At 71.0% G+C, this 19,784-nt stretch carries 15 protein-coding genes; 8 read left to right on the top strand and 7 right to left on the bottom strand.

What is annotated here, in order from left to right; genetic code table 11:
* Nucleotides 1-97 precede the first annotated feature (97 nt).
* A complete protein-coding gene (locus JGR64_RS01520) occupies nucleotides 98-2,665 on the top strand; it encodes a collagen-like protein (RefSeq protein ID WP_199374780.1) in 2,568 nt (855 codons plus the stop codon).
* Between the two features lie 135 nt (nucleotides 2,666-2,800).
* On the opposite strand, the gene aceE is transcribed toward JGR64_RS01520, so the two are convergent.
* Nucleotides 2,801-5,491 carry a pyruvate dehydrogenase (acetyl-transferring), homodimeric type gene (aceE, locus tag JGR64_RS01515; protein ID WP_199374779.1) on the bottom strand — a complete coding sequence of 897 codons (2,691 nt, stop codon included), beginning with the start codon at nucleotides 5,489-5,491 and terminating at the stop codon, nucleotides 2,801-2,803.
* A 121-nt stretch (nucleotides 5,492-5,612) separates the two neighbouring features.
* On the opposite strand from aceE, the gene JGR64_RS01510 reads away from it, so the two are divergent.
* Genes JGR64_RS01510 through JGR64_RS01500 form a run of 3 tightly spaced genes read left to right on the top strand, consistent with a single transcriptional unit; the run spans nucleotide 5,613 to nucleotide 8,211 of the window.
* Entirely contained in the window at nucleotides 5,613-7,412 is a 1,800-nt protein-coding gene (locus JGR64_RS01510; protein ID WP_199374778.1) for an ATP-binding protein, read from the top strand.
* Nucleotides 7,409-7,849, top strand: coding sequence for a response regulator (locus JGR64_RS01505; protein WP_199374777.1), 441 nt, complete (start codon nucleotides 7,409-7,411; stop codon nucleotides 7,847-7,849). The genes JGR64_RS01510 and JGR64_RS01505 overlap by 4 nt, the downstream gene beginning before the upstream one ends.
* Before the next feature lie 5 nt (nucleotides 7,850-7,854).
* A complete protein-coding gene (locus tag JGR64_RS01500) occupies nucleotides 7,855-8,211 on the top strand; it encodes a response regulator (RefSeq protein ID WP_199374776.1) in 357 nt (118 codons plus the stop codon).
* A 12-nt stretch (nucleotides 8,212-8,223) separates the two neighbouring features.
* Here the strand turns inward: JGR64_RS01500 and JGR64_RS01495 are convergent, their stop codons facing one another.
* The 3 genes from JGR64_RS01495 to rsgA all read right to left on the bottom strand — a co-directional run bounded on the left by JGR64_RS01495 (nucleotide 8,224) and on the right by rsgA (nucleotide 12,989).
* Nucleotides 8,224-10,557: an NADP-dependent malic enzyme gene (locus JGR64_RS01495; protein ID WP_199374775.1), complete on the bottom strand. Its 2,334-nt coding sequence runs from the start codon at nucleotides 10,555-10,557 to the stop codon at nucleotides 8,224-8,226.
* Between the two features lie 90 nt (nucleotides 10,558-10,647).
* Complete coding sequence (locus JGR64_RS01490; protein ID WP_199374774.1) at nucleotides 10,648-11,898, bottom strand: flavohemoglobin expression-modulating QEGLA motif protein; 1,251 nt, start codon at nucleotides 11,896-11,898, stop codon at nucleotides 10,648-10,650.
* A gap of 38 nt (nucleotides 11,899-11,936) precedes the next feature.
* On the bottom strand, nucleotides 11,937-12,989 hold the full coding sequence (gene rsgA, locus JGR64_RS01485) for a ribosome small subunit-dependent GTPase A (RefSeq protein ID WP_233348295.1): 1,053 nt from the start codon (nucleotides 12,987-12,989) through the stop codon (nucleotides 11,937-11,939).
* Nucleotides 12,990-13,102: 113 nt separating this feature from the next.
* Between rsgA and JGR64_RS01480 the strand changes: the two genes are divergently transcribed.
* The 3 genes from JGR64_RS01480 to JGR64_RS01470 are packed head-to-tail and all read left to right on the top strand — an operon-like array spanning nucleotide 13,103 to nucleotide 15,700.
* On the top strand, nucleotides 13,103-14,374 hold the full coding sequence (locus JGR64_RS01480) for a pyridoxal phosphate-dependent aminotransferase (protein ID WP_199374773.1): 1,272 nt from the start codon (nucleotides 13,103-13,105) through the stop codon (nucleotides 14,372-14,374).
* A 7-nt stretch (nucleotides 14,375-14,381) separates the two neighbouring features.
* A complete protein-coding gene (locus JGR64_RS01475; RefSeq protein ID WP_199374772.1) occupies nucleotides 14,382-15,011 on the top strand; it encodes an SGNH/GDSL hydrolase family protein in 630 nt (209 codons plus the stop codon).
* On the top strand, nucleotides 15,008-15,700 hold the full coding sequence (locus JGR64_RS01470; RefSeq protein WP_199374771.1) for a methyltransferase domain-containing protein: 693 nt from the start codon (nucleotides 15,008-15,010) through the stop codon (nucleotides 15,698-15,700). Before JGR64_RS01475 ends, JGR64_RS01470 begins: the two co-directional genes overlap by 4 nt.
* A gap of 495 nt (nucleotides 15,701-16,195) precedes the next feature.
* Here the strand turns inward: JGR64_RS01470 and JGR64_RS01465 are convergent, their stop codons facing one another.
* Nucleotides 16,196-16,981 (bottom strand): polysaccharide deacetylase family protein, encoded by a 786-nt coding sequence (locus JGR64_RS01465; RefSeq protein WP_199374770.1) that lies wholly within the window; start codon nucleotides 16,979-16,981, stop codon nucleotides 16,196-16,198.
* Between the two features lie 81 nt (nucleotides 16,982-17,062).
* Here JGR64_RS01465 and grxD point away from each other — a divergent pair, with 81 nt between their 5' ends.
* Nucleotides 17,063-17,989, top strand: coding sequence for a Grx4 family monothiol glutaredoxin (grxD, locus tag JGR64_RS01460; protein WP_199374769.1), 927 nt, complete (start codon nucleotides 17,063-17,065; stop codon nucleotides 17,987-17,989).
* 393 nt (nucleotides 17,990-18,382) lie between these two features.
* Here the strand turns inward: grxD and JGR64_RS01455 are convergent, their stop codons facing one another.
* Together JGR64_RS01455 and JGR64_RS01450 are read right to left on the bottom strand one after the other, a co-directional pair.
* Entirely contained in the window at nucleotides 18,383-18,922 is a 540-nt protein-coding gene (locus JGR64_RS01455; RefSeq protein ID WP_199374768.1) for a DUF924 family protein, read from the bottom strand.
* Nucleotides 18,919-19,695 (bottom strand): AMP nucleosidase, encoded by a 777-nt coding sequence (locus tag JGR64_RS01450; protein ID WP_199374767.1) that lies wholly within the window; start codon nucleotides 19,693-19,695, stop codon nucleotides 18,919-18,921. Before JGR64_RS01450 ends, JGR64_RS01455 begins: the two co-directional genes overlap by 4 nt.
* Nucleotides 19,696-19,784: the final 89 nt, after the last annotated feature.

The following is a 19,784-nucleotide window of genomic DNA, read 5'->3' as shown; positions in this document are numbered from 1 at the left end:
GTGAGCACCTGGTCACACTTGGCATGCCAATTGCTTTGCACTTTGGCGATGCGTCGGGCGGGGGCCCGGGGCGCGATGACCAAAGGGGAGCAGCTGGATGAACACCATTCGAAACCGCAAGGCGCTGGCAGGGGCCATCACGCTGGCCCTGGCCTCGACCACCGCCCTGGCGCAGGATCCGCGGATCGTGTCCGTGGTGGTGATGGACGACCTGGACGCCTTCGTGGTGCTCGGCGAGAACCTGCAGCAATCGGTGGCGCGGTCGCGCATCACGCTCGGCGATGTGGGCGACATCACCCGCCACTGCATGCGCTCGCGCGGCCCGGACAGGCTGACGATGATGACCTGCACCCTGCCCGGTGGCCTGCCGCCCGCCGGCGACTACATGCTGACCATCGAGCACTTCAACAACAACGGTGTCACCCAGTCCGACTACGGCCTGACCATCGGTGCCGTCGGCCCGCGGGGCGCGACCGGCCAGGACGGCGCACGCGGTCCGGCCGGCGCCCAAGGCGCTGCCGGCGCAACCGGCGCGACAGGCCCGCAGGGTGCGGCCGGAGCTGCAGGCGCGCAGGGCGAGCGCGGCCAGGACGGCGCGTCCGGAGCAGCCGGTGCGCAGGGCGAGCGCGGCCTGGACGGCGCGACCGGCCCGCAGGGTGTCGCAGGTATCGCCGGCCCTCAGGGCGAGCGCGGCCTCGACGGTGCGACTGGTGCAACCGGTGCGCAGGGCGAACGGGGCCTCGACGGTGCGGCCGGAGCGCCCGGTGCCACCGGTGCGCAGGGCGAGCGCGGCCTGGACGGCGCGACCGGCCCGCAGGGTGTCGCGGGTATCGCCGGTCCTCAGGGCGAGCGCGGACTCGACGGTGCGGCCGGAGCGCCCGGCGCCACCGGTGCGCAGGGCGAGCGCGGCGCGGACGGCGCGACCGGTCCTCAGGGTGTCGCAGGCATCGCCGGCCCGCAGGGCGAGCGCGGTCTGGATGGCGCGACCGGCTCGCAGGGTGAGCGCGGTCAAGACGGTCAAGACGGTCAGGACGGTGCAACCGGTGCCGCCGGTCCGCAGGGCGAACGTGGACTGGACGGCGCGACCGGTCCGCAGGGTGTCGCGGGTATTGCCGGTCCTCAGGGCGAGCGCGGACTCGACGGTGCGACTGGTGCAACCGGTGCGACTGGTCCGCAAGGCGAACGTGGTCTGGACGGCGCGACCGGAGCAACCGGTGCGCAGGGCGAGCGCGGCCTGGACGGCGCGACCGGCCCGCAGGGTGTCGCGGGTATCGCCGGTCCTCAGGGCGAGCGCGGAATCGACGGTGCGACTGGTGCAACCGGTGCGACTGGTCCGCAGGGCGAACGCGGTCTGGACGGTGCAACCGGTGCGCAGGGCGAGCGCGGTCAGGACGGTGCGTCTGGCGCGCAGGGTGTCGCAGGTATCGCCGGTCCTCAGGGCGAGCGCGGAATCGACGGTGCGACTGGTGCAACCGGTGCGACCGGTCCGCAGGGCGAACGTGGTCTGGACGGCGCGACCGGAGCAACCGGTGCGCAGGGCGAGCGCGGCCTGGACGGCGCGACCGGCCCGCAGGGTGTCGCGGGTATCGCCGGTCCTCAGGGCGAGCGCGGCCTCGACGGTGCGACTGGTGCAACCGGTGCGACTGGTCCGCAGGGCGAGCGCGGCCTGGACGGCGCGACCGGCCCGCAGGGTGTCGCGGGTATCGCCGGTCCTCAGGGCGAGCGCGGACTCGACGGTGCGACTGGTGCAGCCGGTGCGACTGGTCCACAGGGCGAACGTGGTCTGGACGGCGCGACCGGAGCAACCGGTGCGCAGGGCGAGCGCGGCCTGGACGGCGCGACCGGCCCGCAGGGTGTCGCGGGTATCGCCGGCCCTCAGGGCGAGCGCGGCCTTGACGGTGCGACTGGTGCAACCGGCCCGCAGGGTGTCGCAGGTATCGCCGGTCCTCAGGGCGAGCGCGGCCTCGACGGTGCGACTGGTGCAACCGGTGCGCAGGGCGCCGCAGGCATCGCCGGCCCGCAGGGCGAACGCGGCCTGGACGGTGCCGCCGGCCCGCAGGGCGAACGCGGTCTGGACGGTGCCGCCGGTCCGCAGGGCGAGCGCGGACTCGACGGTGCGACTGGTGCAACCGGTGCGACTGGTGCGATTGGTCCGCAGGGCGAACGCGGCCTGCCCGGCCAGGACGGGGCGACCGGGGCGACCGGTGCGACCGGCGCGACCGGTGCTGACGGCGCACAGGGACTCCCGGGTGCCACGGGTGCGGCCGGTGAGGCGGGCCCGATGGGTCCGCAGGGTCCGGTCGGTGCCTCCGGCCTGTCGAACATGCGGTTCGTCACCAGCCCGATCAACATCCCCGCGCGCGAGCTGCGCCGTGGCGTTGCGCAGTGCGCCAGCAACGAGATCGCCTTCAATGGCGGCATGTACGTCAACAACCACGGCCACTCGAACTTCAATCTCTCGAACGTCGACGGTGTCTACGTCAATACCAGCGGCGTCGGCGGTTCGGCGCGCGAATGGGTGGTGATCGCCACAAACGTCCGCAACATCACGCCGCAGAACGTCACTTTCTGGATCGCCTGCGCGCAGAACGGCACGGCGGCCGCCGGATCCGCGCGCCAGGCCGAGACCCGGTGGAGCGTCGACGGCGCCAAGCTGGCGGAATAAGCGGGACCAGGGCGGGCGGGCAGGACGCCCGCCCTGCCCCATGGAAAGCAGGAAGGCGCGCCTCGGCGCGCCTTCCTGTTTCTGGAACCGGTCCGTGCCCCGGGAGCACGCGGCCGGCGGTGGCCGCGCGGGCCGTCAGGCCAGCAGCGGGTTCGGCGTGTCCACGGCGATCTTGTACTGCTTGATCGCACGTGAAACGTCCTTCGGGGTCATCTTGCCTTCCGCCGCCAACGCCGCGATCGCGGCATGGGCGATGTGGAAGCGGTCGACCTCGAAGTGCCGGCGCAGGTTGGCGCGCGTGTCCGAGCGGCCGAAGCCGTCGGTGCCCAGCACCGTGTAGTGCATCGGCACGAAGGCGCGGATCTGGTCGGGGAACGCACGCACGTAGTCGGTCGCGGCGATCGCCGGGCCCTGGCGTCCCTCGAGCAGCGTGGTGACATACGCCTTGCGCGGCGCCTTGGCTTCCGGGTTGAGCCGGTTCCAGCGCTCGACGTCGAAACCGTCACGACGCAGTTCGGTAAAGCTCGGGCAGGACCAGATGTCGGCGGTGACGCCGAAGTCCTTGTCCAGCAGCTCCGCCGCGGCGATCGCCTCGCGCAGGATGGTGCCCGAGCCCAGCAGCTGCACGCGCAGCTCGCCCTTCTTCGCCTTGCCGGCGTCCTTCAGCAGGTACATGCCGCGGATCACGCCCTCGGCCGCGCCCTCGGGCAGCGCCGGGTGGGCGTAGTTCTCGTTCATGAGCGTCAGGTACCAGTACTCGTCCTGCTGTTCGTCGAGCATGCGCTGCATGCCGCGCTGCAGGATCACCGCCACCTCGCCGGCGAACGTCGGGTCGTAGGCGCGGCAGTTGGGGATGGCGCCCGCCAGCAGGTGGCTGTGGCCGTCCTCGTGCTGCAGGCCTTCGCCGTTGAGCGTGGTGCGCCCGGCGGTGGCACCCAGCAGGAAGCCCCGCGCGCGCATGTCCGCGGCCTGCCAGGCGGCATCGCCAATGCGCTGGAAGCCGAACATCGAGTAGTAGATGTAGAACGGCAGCATCGGCAGGTCGTTGGTGCTGTAGCTGGTCGCCGACGCCATCCACGATGCGAACGCACCGGCCTCGGAAATGCCTTCCTGCAGCACCTGCCCGGTGGCGTCCTCGCGGTAGTACATCAGCTGGTCGCGGTCGACCGGCTTGTACTTCTGGCCGTCAGGCGCGTAGATGCCGATCTGCCGGAACAGGCCTTCCATGCCGAAGGTGCGCGCCTCGTCGCAGACGATGGGCACGACCCGCGGGCCGACTTCCTTGTCGCGCAGGATGATCGCCAGTGACTGCACGAAGGCCATGGTGGTGCTGATCTCGCGCTCGCCGGTGTCCTTGAGCAGGCGCTCGAACACCTCGACCTTTGGCGCCACCAGCGTCTGCGTGCTCTTGCGGCGGCGCTGCGGCAGGTGGCCGCCGAGCGCGGCGCGGCGCTCGAGCATGTACTGCACTTCCTCGGACTTTTCGCCGGGGTGGTAGAACGGCACCGCGCCGTCCTTCAGCTGGTCGTCGCCCACCGGGATCTTGAAGCGGTCGCGGAACGCGCGCACGGCGTCGTCATCGAGCTTCTTGGTCTGGTGGGTGGGGTTGAGCGCCTCGCCGGCGCTGCCCATGCCGTAGCCCTTGACCGTCTTGGCCAGGATCACCGTCGGCTGGCCCTTGGTCTCCACCGCGTTGCGGTAGGCCGCGTACACCTTGTGCGGGTCGTGGCCGCCGCGGTTGAGGCGCCAGATGTCGTCATCGGACAGGCTGGCGACCATCGCCGCGGTTTCCGGATACTTGCCGAAGAAATTGTCGCGCGTGTACTTGCCGCCGAACGCCTTGCAGTTCTGGTACTCGCCGTCGACGGTTTCCATCATCAGCTTGCGCAGGATGCCCTGGCCGTCGCGTGCCAGGAGCGGATCCCAGTAGCTGCCCCAGATCGCCTTGACCACGTTCCAGCCCGCGCCGCGGAAGTTGCCTTCCAGCTCCTGGATGATCTTGCCGTTGCCGCGCACCGGGCCGTCGAGGCGCTGCAGGTTGCAGTTGACCACGAACACCAGGTTGTCCAGGCCCTCGCGCCCGGCGATCGAGATCGCACCCAGGCTCTCCGGCTCGTCGGTTTCACCGTCGCCGAGGAAGCACCAGACCTTGCGGTCGGATTTCGGCATCAGGCCGCGGGCCTCGAGGTACTTCCAGTTGCGCGCCTGGTAGATGGCGGCGATCGGGCCAAGGCCCATCGACACCGTCGGCGTCTGCCAGAAGTCGGGCATCAGCCACGGGTGCGGATAGGACGAAATGCCGCGGCCGTCGACCTCCATGCGGAAGTTGTCGAGCTGCGACTCGCTGATCCGGCCCTCCAGGAATGCGCGCGCGTACACGCCCGGCGAGCTGTGGCCCTGGATGTAGAGCAGGTCGCCGGGATGGTCGGCGGACGGCGCGCGCCAGAAGTGGTTGAAGCCGACGTCATACAGGGTGGCGCCCGAGGCGAAGCTGGCGATGTGGCCGCCGAGGTCACCGGGCTTGCGGTTGGCGCGCACCACCATCGCCATCGCGTTCCAGCGCACGATCGAGCGGATACGCCACTCGAGCGTCTGGTCGCCGGGGATGTGCGGCTCGAGGTGCGGCGGGATGGTGTTGATGTACTCCGTGGTCGGCGAGAACGGCAGGTGGCTGCCGGCGCGACGCGCGAGCTCGACCATGCCTTCCAGCAGCTGGTGCGCACGCTCCGGACCGTCCGCATCGATCACCGCCTTGAGCGACTCCATCCACTCGCGTGCCTCTGCGGGATCGGGATCGTTGTGCAGGACGTCGTTCAGCCAGTTCATTGTGTGCTCCGCCACGGCGCATCGGCCGTGCTGGTTCGTGGGTCGATAGCCCCCGATTCTACCAGCCCCCCCGCCGCCGCAGGTTTGCCAGCCGCGCCGCCATCCAGCATCATCCGGCGACATGCCAGCCTCCCTGCAGCAACGCGAACACGCGCGCTGGCGCCTGCCGTTGCTGGCGCTGACCGTGCTCCTGATCGTCCTCGTGCCCTTCCTGCTGCAGCGGGTGGCGGACCGCCGCGTGACCGAGGCCGCGGCGATGGTGGTGCATACGCTGGAGGTGGAGAACACGCTGCAGATGCTCTCCGCGGCGATCCGCAACCTCGAGGGCGCGGGCCTGGCGAAGGCCGCCGGCGCCACAGCGCCGATCCTTGCCGAGCGGGTCGCCTACAGCGAGTCCCAGGTAGGCCCGCTGCTCGACCACGCGGAGGAGCTCACCCGCGACAACCCCCGCCAGCAGGTGCGCATGGGCGCGCTGCGCGCCAGCCTGGAGCAGCGGCTGGTGCAGATCGATCGCGTGCTGGCGGCGACCCCCGCCGAGCGGCTGGGTGAAATCGAGCGCCTGGTCGAGAACTTCCCCGTGCAGGCGCCGATCTCCACCCTGATCCAGACCGAGCGCGAGATCCTCGCCGAACGCAACGCCGTCGCCGCGCGCGTCCAGCGCCAGGCCCGCGTGCTGGCGTGGGGGTCGCTGGGCGCCCAGGTGCTGCTGATCTTCGGCCTGGCGGCCCTGGCCCTCCGCGACGCCAGCCGCCGCACCGCCGCCGAAGTGATGTCGCGCCGCGCCGACGCCAGGGCCAGCGTGGTCCTCGACACCGTGCGCGAGCCGATCGTGCTGGTCGACGCGGGACTGCGCGTGGTGATGCACAACGCCGCGTTCGCGGAGCTGTTCGGAATCGAGGGCGACGTGCGCGGCACGCCGCTGGGCGAGACCGGCGAGGCCTGGCGCGACGAGGAAACGCTGCGACGCCTGCGCGACGTGCTGCTGCGCCAACGCGAGCTGTGGGACTTCGAGCGGCGCCAGCGCACCGTCGACGGCGTCGAGCGGGTGATGCTGATCAACGCGCGCAGCATGGAGCTGCCCGACCGCGACGACGTGGTGGCGCTGGTCACGGCCAGCGACATCAGCGCGCAGAAGGCCAGCGAAGGCCACATCCGCGAGCTCAACCGCCAGCTCGAGGGCAAGGTGGACCAGGTGTCCGACGTCAACCGCGAGCTCGAGGCATTCAGCTACTCGGTGTCGCACGACCTGCGCGCGCCGCTGCGCCACATCGCCGGGTTCGCCGACAAGCTCGGGCGCCACCTCGGCGACGGCATCGACGACAAGGGCCGCCATTACCTCGACGTCATCGGCGGCTCGGCCAAGCGCATGTCGGCGCTGATCGACGACTTGCTCGTTTACTCGCGGCTCGGGCGCAGCGCGCTGCGGCTGCAGACGGTCGACATGCAGTCGATGGTCGAGGAGACCCGCGCGATGCTCGATGCCAACAACGGCATCGACAACCCCGGCCACCACGTGCAGTGGCGCATCGCGCACATGCCGATCGTGATCGGCGACGACAACATGCTGCGCCAGCTGTGGACCAACCTGCTGGGCAACGCGGTCAAGTACAGCGTGGGCAGCGAGCCGGCGGTGATCGACGTCGACCACCGCCTCGGCGACGAAGGCCTGCACCATTTCTCGGTGCGCGACAACGGCGCCGGCTTCGACATGGCCTATGCCGGCAAGCTGTTCGGCGTCTTCCAGCGCCTGCACGCCGCCAGCGAGTTCAGCGGCACCGGCATCGGCCTCGCCAGCGTCAAGCGGGTCGTGACCCGGCACAATGGCCAGGTCTGGGCGGAATCCGCGCCCGGCGAAGGCGCCACCTTCCACTTCACCCTGCCTGCCAACCCCGACGCCCGCCAAGGAGCCAGCAACACATGACCGCGATCCGCACCATCCTCCTTGCCGAAGACAGTCCGCACGATGCCGAGATGGCCATCGACGCGCTGCGCGATGCGCACCTCGTCAACCCCATCGTGCACGTCGAGGACGGCGTGGAGGCGCTGGACTACCTGTTCCGCCGCGGCAAGTTCGCCAACCGCCCGGAAGGCGACCCGGCGGTGCTGCTGCTCGACATCAAGATGCCGCGCATGGACGGCCTGGAGGTGCTCAACCAGCTGCGCGAGCACGAGACGCTCAAGCGCCTGCCGGTGGTCATCCTGTCGTCGTCGCGCGAAGAGAACGACCTGGCGCGCAGCTGGGACCTCGGCGTCAACGCCTACGTGGTCAAGCCGGTCGACGTGGACCAGTTCTTCGAGGCGGTGAAGACGCTTGGCCGCTTCTGGGCGGTCCTCAACGAGGCGCCCAGCGACCCTTGACCGCCATGGCCGCCATCCGCGTACTGATCGTCGACGACAGCAATGACGACGCCGAGCTCACCGAGCTGGCGCTGCGCGAGGCCGGCATCCAGGTGGAGTGCCGCCGCCTGTACCGCGAAGACGCCCTGCGCGAGGCGCTGGCGGGGTTCGATCCACACCTGGTGGTCTGCGACGTGAACCTGCCCGGCTATTCGGGCCGCGAGGCGCACGCGCTGGTGCTGGCGCATGCGCCGGGCGCGCGCTTCGTGTTCATGACCGGCGCGCTGGCCGGCGACGAGACGCTCCCGGTCGCCGATGGCGTCCTGCTCAAGGACGACCTGGCGCGCCTGCCGGCGCTGGTGCGCCAGCTGCTCCCGAACTGACCGCCGCGGCGGTCAGACCTCCGCGCCCGCGCGCTGCAGGGCGCGGATCTGCGCTTCGACCGCGGTGATCGCGGTCATGTTGACCAGGCGCCGCGGCGTGCTGGTGGAGGTGAGCACGTGCGCCGGGTGGTCCACGCCCATCAGGATCGGCCCGATCGCCACGCCGTCGGTCATCACCCGCACCAGGTTGTAGGCGATGCTGGCGGCGTCGATGTTGGGCAGCACGAACAGGTTGGCGCGGCCCTTGAGCGTGGTGTTGGGGAACATGCGCTCGCGCAGCATGCTGTCCCAGGCGGTGTCGGCCTGCATCTCGCCATCGATGTTCAGCCGCGGCGCGCGGCGCGCCAGGATCTCGCGCACGCGGCGCATCTTGGCCGCGCTCGGGTTGTCGTGGCTGCCGAAGTTGGAGTGCGACAGCAACGCGATGCTGGGCTCGATGCCGAACAGCTTCAGGCGGTAGGCGCCCTGCAGCGTGGCCTCGGCGATCTGTTCGGCGGTGGGATCGACCTGGACATGGGTATCGAGGAAGAACCACACGCCGGCATCGTTGATCACGCCGGTCATCGCCGAGGTGCTGCTGACGCCCGGGTCCAGCCCGAACACGCTGCGGATGTAGCCGAGCTTCTTGTGGAAGCGGCCCACCAGGCCGGAGATCAGTCCGTCGGCCTCGCCACGCTGCACCATCAGTGCCGCGATCAGCGTCGGTCGCGAGCGCACCAGGTTCTTGGCCGCGTCCGGGGTCACGCCACGGCGCTCGGTGAGCGCGTGGTACTGGCGCCAGTAGTCGCTGAAGCGCGGGTCGTCGTTGATGTTGGTGAGCTCGAAATCCTCGCCGACGCGCAGCCGCAGGCCGAGGCGCGCGATACGGGTTTCGATGACGTCCGGCCTGCCGATCAGGATCGGACGCGCCAGCCCCTCGTCGACCACGGTCTGCACCGCGCGCAGCACCGTCTCCTCTTCGCCTTCGGCGTAGACGATGCGCTGCAGGTCGCTGCGGGCGCGGTCGTACACCGGCTTCATGATCAGGCCGGAGCGGTGGATGAACTGCCCCAGCTTTTCGCGATAGGCGTCCATGTCCTCGATCGGGCGCGTGGCCACGCCGGAGTCCATCGCGGCCTTGGCCACGCACGGCGCGAGCATGGTCAGCAGGCGCGGATCGAACGGCCGCGGGATGATGTAGTCCTCGCCGAACACCGGCACGTCGCCGCCGTAGGCCGCGCCGAGGTCGGACGATTCCATCTTCGCCAGGCCGGCGATCGCGCGCACGCAGGCCAGCTTCATCTCTTCGTTGATGCCGGTGGCGCCGACGTCCAGCGCGCCGCGGAAGATGTACGGGAAGCAGAGCGCGTTGTTGACCTGGTTGGGGTAGTCGGAGCGGCCGGTGGCGATGATGCAGTCCGGGCGCACCGCCTTCGCGGCTTCCGGCAGGATCTCCGGATAGGGGTTGGCCAGCGCGAGGATGATCGGGCGCGCTGCCATCTTCGCCACCATTTCGGGCTTGAGCACGCCGCCGGCGGACAGGCCGAGGAAGATGTCGACGCCTTCGATGATGTCGTCGAGCGAACGCTTGTCGGTATCGCGCGCATAGCGCTGCTTGTCCGGGTCCATGTTGCCGCGCCCGGTGTACAGCACGCCGTCACGGTCGACGGCGAGGATGTTCTCCGGCTTCATGCCCAGCGCGACCAGCATGTCCAGGCAGGCGATGCCCGCGGCACCGGCGCCGGCGGTCGCCAGGCGCACGTCCTCGATGCGCTTGCCGGCCACTTCCAGCGCGTTGGTGACCGCGGCGCCGACGATGATCGCGGTGCCGTGCTGGTCGTCGTGGAACACCGGGATCTTCATCCGCTCGCGCAGCTTGCGCTCCACGATGAAGCACTCCGGCGCCTTGATGTCTTCCAGGTTGATGCCGCCGAACGTCGGCTCCATCGCCGCGATGATCTCGACCAGCTTGTCGGGGTCGCGCTCGTCGAGCTCGATGTCGAACACATCGATGCCGGCGAACTTCTGGAACAGCACGCCCTTGCCTTCCATCACCGGCTTGCCGGCCAGCGGCCCGATGTCGCCCAGGCCCAGCACCGCGGTGCCATTGGTGATCACCGCCACCAGGTTGCCGCGCGCGGTCAGCGAGCTCGCCTCGCGCGGGTCGGCCACGATCGCCTCGCAGGCGTGCGCCACGCCCGGCGAATACGCCAGCGCCAGGTCGCGCTGGGTCACCATCGGCTTGGTGGCGACCACCTTGATCTTGCCGGCCGGCAGGGCGCGGTGGTAGTCGAGCGCCGCCTGTTCGAAGCTGCCGCTCTGGTCGGCCAGGCTCAGGGGGGCGGGATCGGCAGGCTTGTCGGACATCGGTTCACAGTCGGCGGGCGGGACATCGATTCTAGCCCGTCCGGCCCGGGGCGTCGGACCGCTGACCGGAACGTTGCAGCACGCCGCGCCTCAGTCGTGCACGCCGGTGCCCACCTTGTCGAGGCGGATCCGGTTGGCGAACACCGAGAACGCCAGCGTCCCCGCCAGCCCGTTCGCGCGCGACACCCAGCGCGGCAGCCAGTGCGGCGGCGACAGCGTGCCGTCGTCGAACAGCGGCTCGAACGCCACCACGTCATCGAGCGTCATCTTGCCGGCGAACAGCAGCCTGCACAGGCGCAGCCGCCCGCCTGCCAGCGCCTGGCGGAAGAACGTGTGCACGCCGACCAGGCCGCGCAGGTACACGCTGTCCTTGGTGAACGCCGCGCCGCCGCAGGTCGGCACGCCGCGGAACACGCGCTGCGCCGACGAGAAGCTGTCCACCTCGCCCTGCCCGGCATCCAGGAAGTAGCGGAACACGTCGATGAAATCCGCGCCCTCGAGCGCCATCGCGATCGCCTCGGTGCGCAGCGACACGCGCTTCATCCGCTCGATGTCGATGCTGCCGGTGGCCAGCTCGGCAAACGTGGCCAGGCCTTCCTGGGTTTCGGTGCTGCGCGGCGAAGACAGCGCCAGGCTTCCCAACAGCGCCTGGCGGCGGCCGTTGAGCGCGCTCAGTGAATGCACGAAGGCCTCGTGCTGCAGCAACTGGCCGCGGTCATAGTCGCTGAAGGACGCGCCGCTGCGCAGGCGGATGCGCGTGGCGCCGGCGGCGGCCTTGGCGACCAGGTCGGGGTCGAGCACCACCTCGACCACGCGCGCGTCGAAGAAATCGTCGAGGTCGGCCTGCAGCTGCAGCTGCAGCGCGGTGGCCGAGACCTGCACCTGCTCCTCGGGCGCGAGCAGCTCGCGGTCGAGTTCGTCCGCGATCGCGATGAAGTGCCGCGCGGCGTCGCGCGTGGTCGGCCCGTTGCCGGGCAACGGCGCGTCCGGGCGACCGAACAGGCGCTCCGAGTGCGTACCCGCGGCGGCGGTGCCGAGCGACTCGAGGAGCTCCGCGGCAATGCCCCAGCTGCGCGCGGAATCCACCAGGTAGGCGCCCAGCGGGTGCTGCGGATCCGCGGCCGCGGCGATGGCCGCCAGCTCGCGGCGCGTATCGCCGAAATCATGGCGCGGATAGGCGTACTGCGGCGGGCGCGCATCGCCGGTGGCCCAGCGCGCGAGGAATGCGTGCTGCACCGATGCCGGCCAGCTCGCCAGGGTCAGCAGGCGGATGTCGCGCGCGGCCTGCACCATGCGCGCATCGAGCGCGGCGTGGTGGGCGATGTCGGCGTTGGCGTGCATGGCGGCGAACTCTCCCCGTGGCGCGCGCCGGCGCGCGCTCAGCGACGGCCCGGCTTCGCCTGCGCCTGCGCCAGGCGGCTGGCGAGCACGCTGGCGGCACCGGCGACTTCGTCGCGCAGCTTCAGATAGTGGGCGAAGCGCGCGCGGTCCAGGGTTCCGGCGTCGATCGCCGCGCGCACCGCACAGCCAGGCTCGCGATCATGCTTGCAGTCGCGGAAACGGCACGCGCCGGCCAGCGCCTCGACTTCGGCGAACCCGCCCTCGGCGATGTCCTCCTCGCCGGTGGGCTTGAGCTCGCGCATGCCCGGGGTATCGATCAGGCAGGCGCCGGAAGCCAGCGGCACCAGCGCGCGGTGGGTGGTGGTGTGGCGGCCACGGGCGTCGTTCTCGCGCACAGCGCCCGTGCGCATGCGCTCGTGGCCGACCAGCGAATTGGTCAGCGTGGACTTGCCCGCGCCGGAACTGCCCACCAACACCACGGTGCGGCCCGGGCCGAGCCACGGCGCCAGCGCCGCGACACTGGCGGGGTCGCGCGCGTTGACCACCACCACCGCCAGGCCGGCGCGGATGCTGTCTTCCAGCTCGGCCAGCGCGCCATCGACATCGACGCCCGGTTGGTCGGCCTTGGTGAGCACCAGCACCGGCTCCACGCCGCCGCCCTGCACCAGCAGCAGGTAGCGCTCGATGCGGCGCGGGTTGAAATCACCATCCAGGCCGCAGACCACGAACGCGGTGTCGATGTTGGTCGCGATGATCTGCTGCTTGTAGTGCTCGCCGGCGGCCGCGCGCTTGACCACGCTGCGCCGCGGCAACAACAGGGCGACGACCTGGCGGCCCTCGACCAGCAGCCAGTCGCCGACCGCGGCGCGCTGCTCCGGCGGACACTTCGGGCGCTGCCATTCGGGCAACGACTCCACGCCGAAACCCTCGCCGGGACCTACGGCAACCACGTATTTGGTGCGGTGCTGCTCGACCACGCGCACCGGCTGCGCGGCGGGGTGCGCGGCCATCAGCGCTGCCCAGCCGCCCGTGGCCGGCAGGCCCTCGTACGGCCAGCCGATCGCGCGCAGGGCGAGGATCTCGGGACTCAAACGCGGGCGGCGGTGTTCGACATGCGCGGATTCTATCCCCCTGCCGCCCCGGCCCGGCGGCCGGGCGGCATTTCCGCTAGGCTTTGCGGCCCCCCGCCGCACGCCCCGCACCGATGTCCGAGCCCCGCCTGAAGACGCGCGAGCGCCTGTCCGAAGTCCGCTACGAGATCCGCGGCGAACTCGCCCGCCGCGCCCGCGACCTCGAGGCGCAGGGGCACACCCTGATCAAGCTCAACATCGGCAACCCGGGCGCGTTCGGATTCCGTGCGCCCGAGCACCTGCAGCGCGCGATCGCCGACCACATCGCCGGCACCGACCCGTACACGCACCAGCAGGGCCTGCCCGCCGCGCGCGAAGCGGTCGCCGCCCAGCACGCCGCGCGCGGCACGCCCGGCGCCTCGGCCAACAACGTGTTCATCGGCAACGGCGTCAGCGAGCTGATCGACATCGCCCTGCGCGCACTGCTCAACCCCGGCGACGAGGTGCTGCTGCCGTCGCCCGACTACCCGCTGTGGTCGGCGGCCACGATCCTCAACGATGGCCGCCCGGTGTACTACCGCTGCAAGGAGAGCAACGCGTTCCTGCCGGATCCGGATGAACTCGAGGCACTGGTGTCGTCGCGCACCCGTGCCATCGTGCTGATCAACCCCAACAACCCGACCGGCGCGACCTACCCGCGCGCGCTGCTCGAGCGGATCGTCGACATCGCCGCGCGGCACGGCCTGCTGCTGATGGCCGACGAGATCTACGACGGCATCCTGTACGACGGCGCCACGTTCGAACCGCTGGCGCCGCTGGCCGGCGACGTGCCCTGCCTGTCGTTCGGCGGCCTGTCGAAGGTGCACCGCGCCTGCGGCTGGCGCGTGGGCTGGGCGATGCTGTCCGGCGACGAGGCCGCCACCCGCGACTACCGGCATGCCATGGACCTCCTCGGCGCGCTGCGCCTGTGCGCCAACGTGCCGGGGCAGTTCGCGGTGCCGGCGGCGCTGTCGGGGCTCGACACCATTGGCCCGCTTTGCGCGCCCGGCGGGCGCCTGTACGAAGCGCGCCGCGCGGTGATCGAAAGCTGCGCCGCCAGCGCGCACCTCAAGCTGCACGCGCCGGCCGGCGCGCTGTACGCGTTCCCCGGCGTTGAAGGTGCCGCCGCGCAGGGATTCGACGACCACGACTTCGCGCTCGAGCTGATGGAGACCGAGCACGTGCTGGTGGTGCCGGGCTCCAGCTTCAACGTGCCCTACCGCAACCATTTCCGCGTCACGCTGCTGCCCGAGCCGGACCAGCTGCGCGAGGTGTTCCGGCGCATCGAACGCGTGCTCGACCGCCGCGCCGAAGCCGCCGCCAAGGTGGTGCTGATCACGAGCGCCGCGCGCGCGGCGACGGCCTGACCCCCGCGTGGCGCTCCGCTACCTCGCGCTCGGCGACTCGTACACGATCGGCGAAGGGGTCGCGCCGGCGGAACGCTGGACGCACCGCCTGGCGCATGCGCTGCGCGCGGAGGGCATCGCGCTCGACGACCCGCTCACCATCGCCGCCACCGGCTGGACCACCGACGAGCTGGCGGCCGCCATCGATGCCGCCGAGCCGCAGGGCCGGTTCGGGTTCGCCAGCCTGCTGATCGGCGTCAACGACCAGTACCGCGGCCGCGATGTCACCGATTACCGCACCGGTTTCAGCGCGCTGCTCGAACGCACCATCGCCTTTGCCGACGGCCGCGCCGACCACGTGCTCGTGCTGTCCATCCCCGACTGGGGCGTGACCCCGTTCGCTGCGGCAAGCGGCCGCGACCTGGCGCAGATCGTCCGCGAGCTGGATCTCTACAACGCCACCGCGCGCGCCACCTGCGACGCACGCGGCGTCGCCTTCGTCGACATCACCGCCGTCAGCCGCGAACGCGGCGCCGAACCGGACATGCTGGCCGACGACGGCCTGCACCCCGCCGCCGCCATGCATGCCGAATGGATGCACCTGGCCCTGCCGGCCGCCCGCCACCTGTTGCTGCAGCGCCACGCAAGGACGCCATGACCCGCTCCGCCACCGCCCCGTTCCCGCCCCACGAAGCCCGCGCCATCGCCCGCGCGTTCCTGCCCGCGCACGTGCTCGGCAACCGCTACGACTATTTCTACACGCTGTCCAAGCTGCGCAGCGACCCGCTCTACCCGGGCGTGCTCGACGCGCTGCGCGGCACCACCGCGCCGGTCCTCGACCTGGGCTGCGGGCTGGGCCTGCTGCTGCACGCGCTGCGCCTCGACGGCCAGGCCATGCCGTACCACGGCGTCGACATCGACGCCGACAAGATCCGCCGCGGAACGCGTATCGCGGCCCAGTGCGGCTTCGAACACGACGCGCGCTTCGCGGTCGTCGACCTCGCCCAGGGCTGGCCGCCGCACGCCGGCAGCGTCGCGATCCTCGACGTGCTGCAGTACCTCGATGCCGACGCGCAGCGCGCGCTGCTCGCCGACGCGATCGCCATGCTCACGCCCGGCTCGAAGCTGGTGATCCGCAGCGGCCTGGGCGACGACAGCCGCCGCGGCCGCACCACCCGCGTCACCGATCGCCTGGCGCACCTGTTCGGCTGGATGCAGGAAACCCCGAAGTGCTACCCGACGCGCGAGGGCCTGCAATCCCAGCTCTCCGCCGCCGGCCTGCACGTCGACTTCCGCCCGCTCTACGGCAACACGCCCTTCAACAACTGGCTGATCGTCGCGGGGTAGTTTCGCGAGGCCACACTCCGGCCAGGGCCGTACGCCCGCAAGCTTCGCTGGCGTTCCGAGGCGTGGTTTCGCTCGGCCACGGTCCGGCCGGAGGCTGCAGGCCGCAAGCTTCGCTGGCGTTCCGAGGCGTGCGCTTGCGGCCTGCAGCCTCCAGCCTCCTCGTGATCCTGCTGCAGTGGGGAGGGTGGCAAGGACGGGGCAGCGCTCTTGGCGTGATGGAGTGGGGAATCCCGCGCATCCACAAGCCACCGTAATTTTGCGCGTTGCCGGCAAGCCGGCGCAGCTCAACACAGGCTGGCCGCGCATGTCGGCACGCGCACGCCTCGGAACGCCAGCGAAGCGGGTCGGCATGCGCGGGCAGCCTCTCGTGAAACCGCAAGGCGCACCACAACCCGCCACAGCCCAACGCAGGCTGACCGCGCATGTCGGCGCGCGCACGCCTCGGAACGCCAGCGAAGAGCGTCGGCATGCGCGGGCAGCCTTGCCGCGACCGCCTCAGTCGGCCGGCAGCACCGCCCGATAGCCTGCGGCGTCGACCGCGCGCAATACCTCCGCGATCACCTCGACGCTGCGCCCGTGCGGCGCTCCTTCGTGCAGCAGCACGATCGCACCGGGGGCTAGTTCGCGCGCAATGCGCTGCGAGATGCGGGCCGGATCGGCTTGCACCGCGTCATAGCCACGCGCACTCCACGCCACCCGCGACAATCCGGCCTCCCGCAGCGGCGCATGCACGAACGGATTGGCGTGGCCCACGACCGCCCGGAACCAGCGCGGCGCCTGCCCGGTGATGCGCGCCAGCGTCGCCTGGCACTCGAGGATCTCGCGCCGCATCGCGGCCGGACCCAATGCCCAGAAGCGCGCCTGCGGATGGCGCTGGCTGTGGTTGCCGATGCCGTGCCCGCGCGCCGCGATCTCGCGCACGAGCTCCGGCCGCGCCTCGGCACGCGCGCCGACCAGGAAGAATGTCGCGCGCGCCGCATGCGCCTCCAGCAGGTCGAGGATCGCCGCCGTGTCGTCCGACGGCCCGTCGTCGATCGTCAGCCACACCTCGGGTGAGCCCGCAGGCAGGCGCCGCAGCACCGGCCCGAACAGCCGCGAACCGGGCCGCAGCGTGCCCCACACGAACGCCAGATGTACCGTCAGCAGCGCCGCCAGGCCCCAGGTCCACCCCGCGCGCCACCAAAGCCAGGCCACAAGCCCGTGTGCCACAAGCGCCAGCCACAGCCACCCATGCGGACGGCGCGGAACACGATGCAACGGGGGCGGAGGCGGCGCAGGCATCGCCGCATGATGACATGCGTCAAGGCCGCCGCCGGAGGCGAAGGGGTACCCTAGAGGGCCCCTCTCTACGCAGTTGCCGCCATGTCCCTCGACCCCCAGCTCCGCCAGCGCATCGAAGACCTGCTGCAGGCCAACCGCATCGTGCTGTTCATGAAGGGCGACCCGCGCGCCCCGCAGTGTGGCTTTTCGGCCAAGGCTGTCGCCGCACTGACCGCGCTTGAAACCCCCTACGCGCACGTCAACGTGCTGGCCGACCCCGAGATCCGCGAAGGCATCAAGGCCTACGGCGACTGGCCCACCATTCCCCAGCTGTACATCGACGGCGAACTGGTCGGCGGCAGCGACATCATCGAGCAGATGTCCAACTCCGGCGAACTGCACAGCGCCCTCGGCCTGCCCGCGCCGGACCGCAGCCCGCCCACCCTCACCGTCACCCCCGCCGCGCACGCCGTGCTGCGCAAGGCGATCGACGACGCCGGCGGCGACCTCGTGGTCAAGCTCGACATCGATCCCAACTACCGCACCCGCCTCGCCCTCGCCCAGCCGGAAGCCGCCGCCATCACCGTCGACTGCGACGGCGTGCGCGTGCAGGTCGACGCCCCGGCCGCCCGCCGCGCCGACGGCGTCACCATCGACTGGGCCGACGACACCCGCGGCCGCGGCCTGGTGGTCGACAACCCCAACGCCACCCCTGCCGTGCGCCCCATGTCCCCGGTCGACGCCCAGGCCCGCACCAGCGACGGCACCGTCCGCCTGGTCGACGTGCGCCCCGCCGACGAACGCGCACAGGCCGCCGTCACCGTTCCCTTCATGACCCTCGACGACGGCCCCGCCGCCCTCGAAGCCCTCCCGAAGGACACCCCGCTGGCCTTCCTCTGCCACCACGGTGGCCGCAGCGGCCAAGCCGCCGAACGCTTCCGCCAGCTCGGCTTCCGCGAGGTCTACAACATCGAAGGCGGCATCGACGCCTGGAGCCAGCACGTCGACAGCACCATCCCCCGCTACTGAGGGCTTTCGCGAGGCCCCCGCTCCGGCCCCACTTGCGCACCCGCAAGCTTCGCTGGCGTTCCGAGGCGTGCGCTTGCGGGTGCGCAAGCGCGGCCTCCTCGCGATCCTGCTGCAGTGGAGAGTGGCGGAGACGGGACGGCGCTCTTGATTGGCCGTTGCCAGCAACCCGCGACAGCCCAACACAGGCTGACCGCGCATGTCGGTACGCGCACGCCTCGGAACGCCAGCGAAGCGTGCCGGCGTGCGCGGGCAGCCCCGCTATGAACCGGCACGCCAACCAACACACGACGGCCATCAAAGGCTGACCGCGCACGTCGGTATTCGCACGCCTCGGAACGCCAGCGAAGAATGCCGGCGTGCGCGGTCAGCCCCGCCGGATCCAGGCGCCGCGGCCTAGAACCCGCCGCCAGCCTCCAGCCAAGCCACCTCGGCTTCCGTACTCACCCGCCCCAGCGCCCGATTGCGATGCGGAAACCGCCCGAACTCCGCGATCACATCCCGATGCGCCACCGCGTACTTGAGCGTCTCCGCATCCAGCGCACGCGACAGCTCCACGCAGCGCTCCTGGTCGGCCAGGTCCTCCGAATGCTCGAACGGCAGATAGCAGAACACCCGCAGCGCCGGATCCACCTCGATATCGAACCCCGCATCCACCAACCGCGACGCGTAATGCAGCGCCAGCGAATCGCACGCATACGCATGCCCGCTGTTGCGGAAGATGTTGCGTGGCACCTGGTCGAGCAGGATCAACAGCGCCAGCGCACCCTCCGCCGACGTCATCCAATCCTCGAACTCCCGCCGACCCGCTGCGAAGTGCGCCGCCTCGAAGCGCGCGCGCAGCTCCGCATCGAACACATCGTCGCGCGCGAACCACTTCGCCGGCCCCGCCGCGCGCCAGAACGCGACGACCTCGCCGGGCGTCGGCACAGTCACTCGTCGAACCGCATGTGGCGCACCGACTTGCCGTGGCGCCGGATCAGGCGCAGCGCCTCGATGCCGACCTGGATGTGGCTCTCCACGTACTCGATGCTGACGCGCGCATCCGACGCCTCGGTCTTCACCCCTTCCGGGATCATCGGCTGGTCGCTGACCAGCAACAGCGCTCCGCAGGGAATGCGGTTGGCGAAGCCCGCCGCGAAGATCGTCGCCGTCTCCATGTCGATCGCCATGCAGCGCATCGCCCGCAGCCGCTCCTTGAACGCCTCGTCGTGCTCCCACACCCGCCGGTTGGTGGTGTAGACCGTGCCGGTCCAGTAGTCGAGGCCGAGGTCGCGGATCATCGTCGAGACCGCGCGCTGCAGCGCGAACGCCGGCAGCGCCGGCACCTGCGGCGGCAGGTAGTCGTCGCTGGTGCCCTCGCCGCGGATCGCCGCGATCGGCAGGATCAGGTCGCCGAGCTGGTTCTTGCGCTTCAACCCGCCGCACTTGCCCAGGAACAGCACCGACTTCGGCTTGATCGCCGACAGCAGGTCCATCATGGTCGCCGCGTTCGGGCTGCCCATGCCGAAGTTGATCATGGTGATGCCGTCCGCCGTGGCGCTGGGCATCGGCCGGTCCATGCCGACCACCTCGGCGCCGGTCATGCGGCTGAAGTGGCCGAGGTAGCCACCGAAGTTGGTCAACAGGATGTGCTCGCCGAACTGGTCGAGCGGCACGCCGGTGTAGCGCGGCAGCCAGTTGTTGACGATCTCGTCCTTCTCTTTCATCGGATGCTCCTTTTTGCGCAGCATTCTTGCACGCGCGGCGAAGGCGGACGGCAGCCCCCAACTTTCGCACATTGCGGCACGACGCGCGG

The sequence above is a fragment of the Luteimonas sp. MC1572 genome (assembly GCF_016615815.1).
GTDB lineage: Bacteria > Pseudomonadota > Gammaproteobacteria > Xanthomonadales > Xanthomonadaceae > Luteimonas.
Note: the sequence above shows the minus strand (reverse complement) of the source record. Positions and strands in the feature narration are given on the sequence as shown.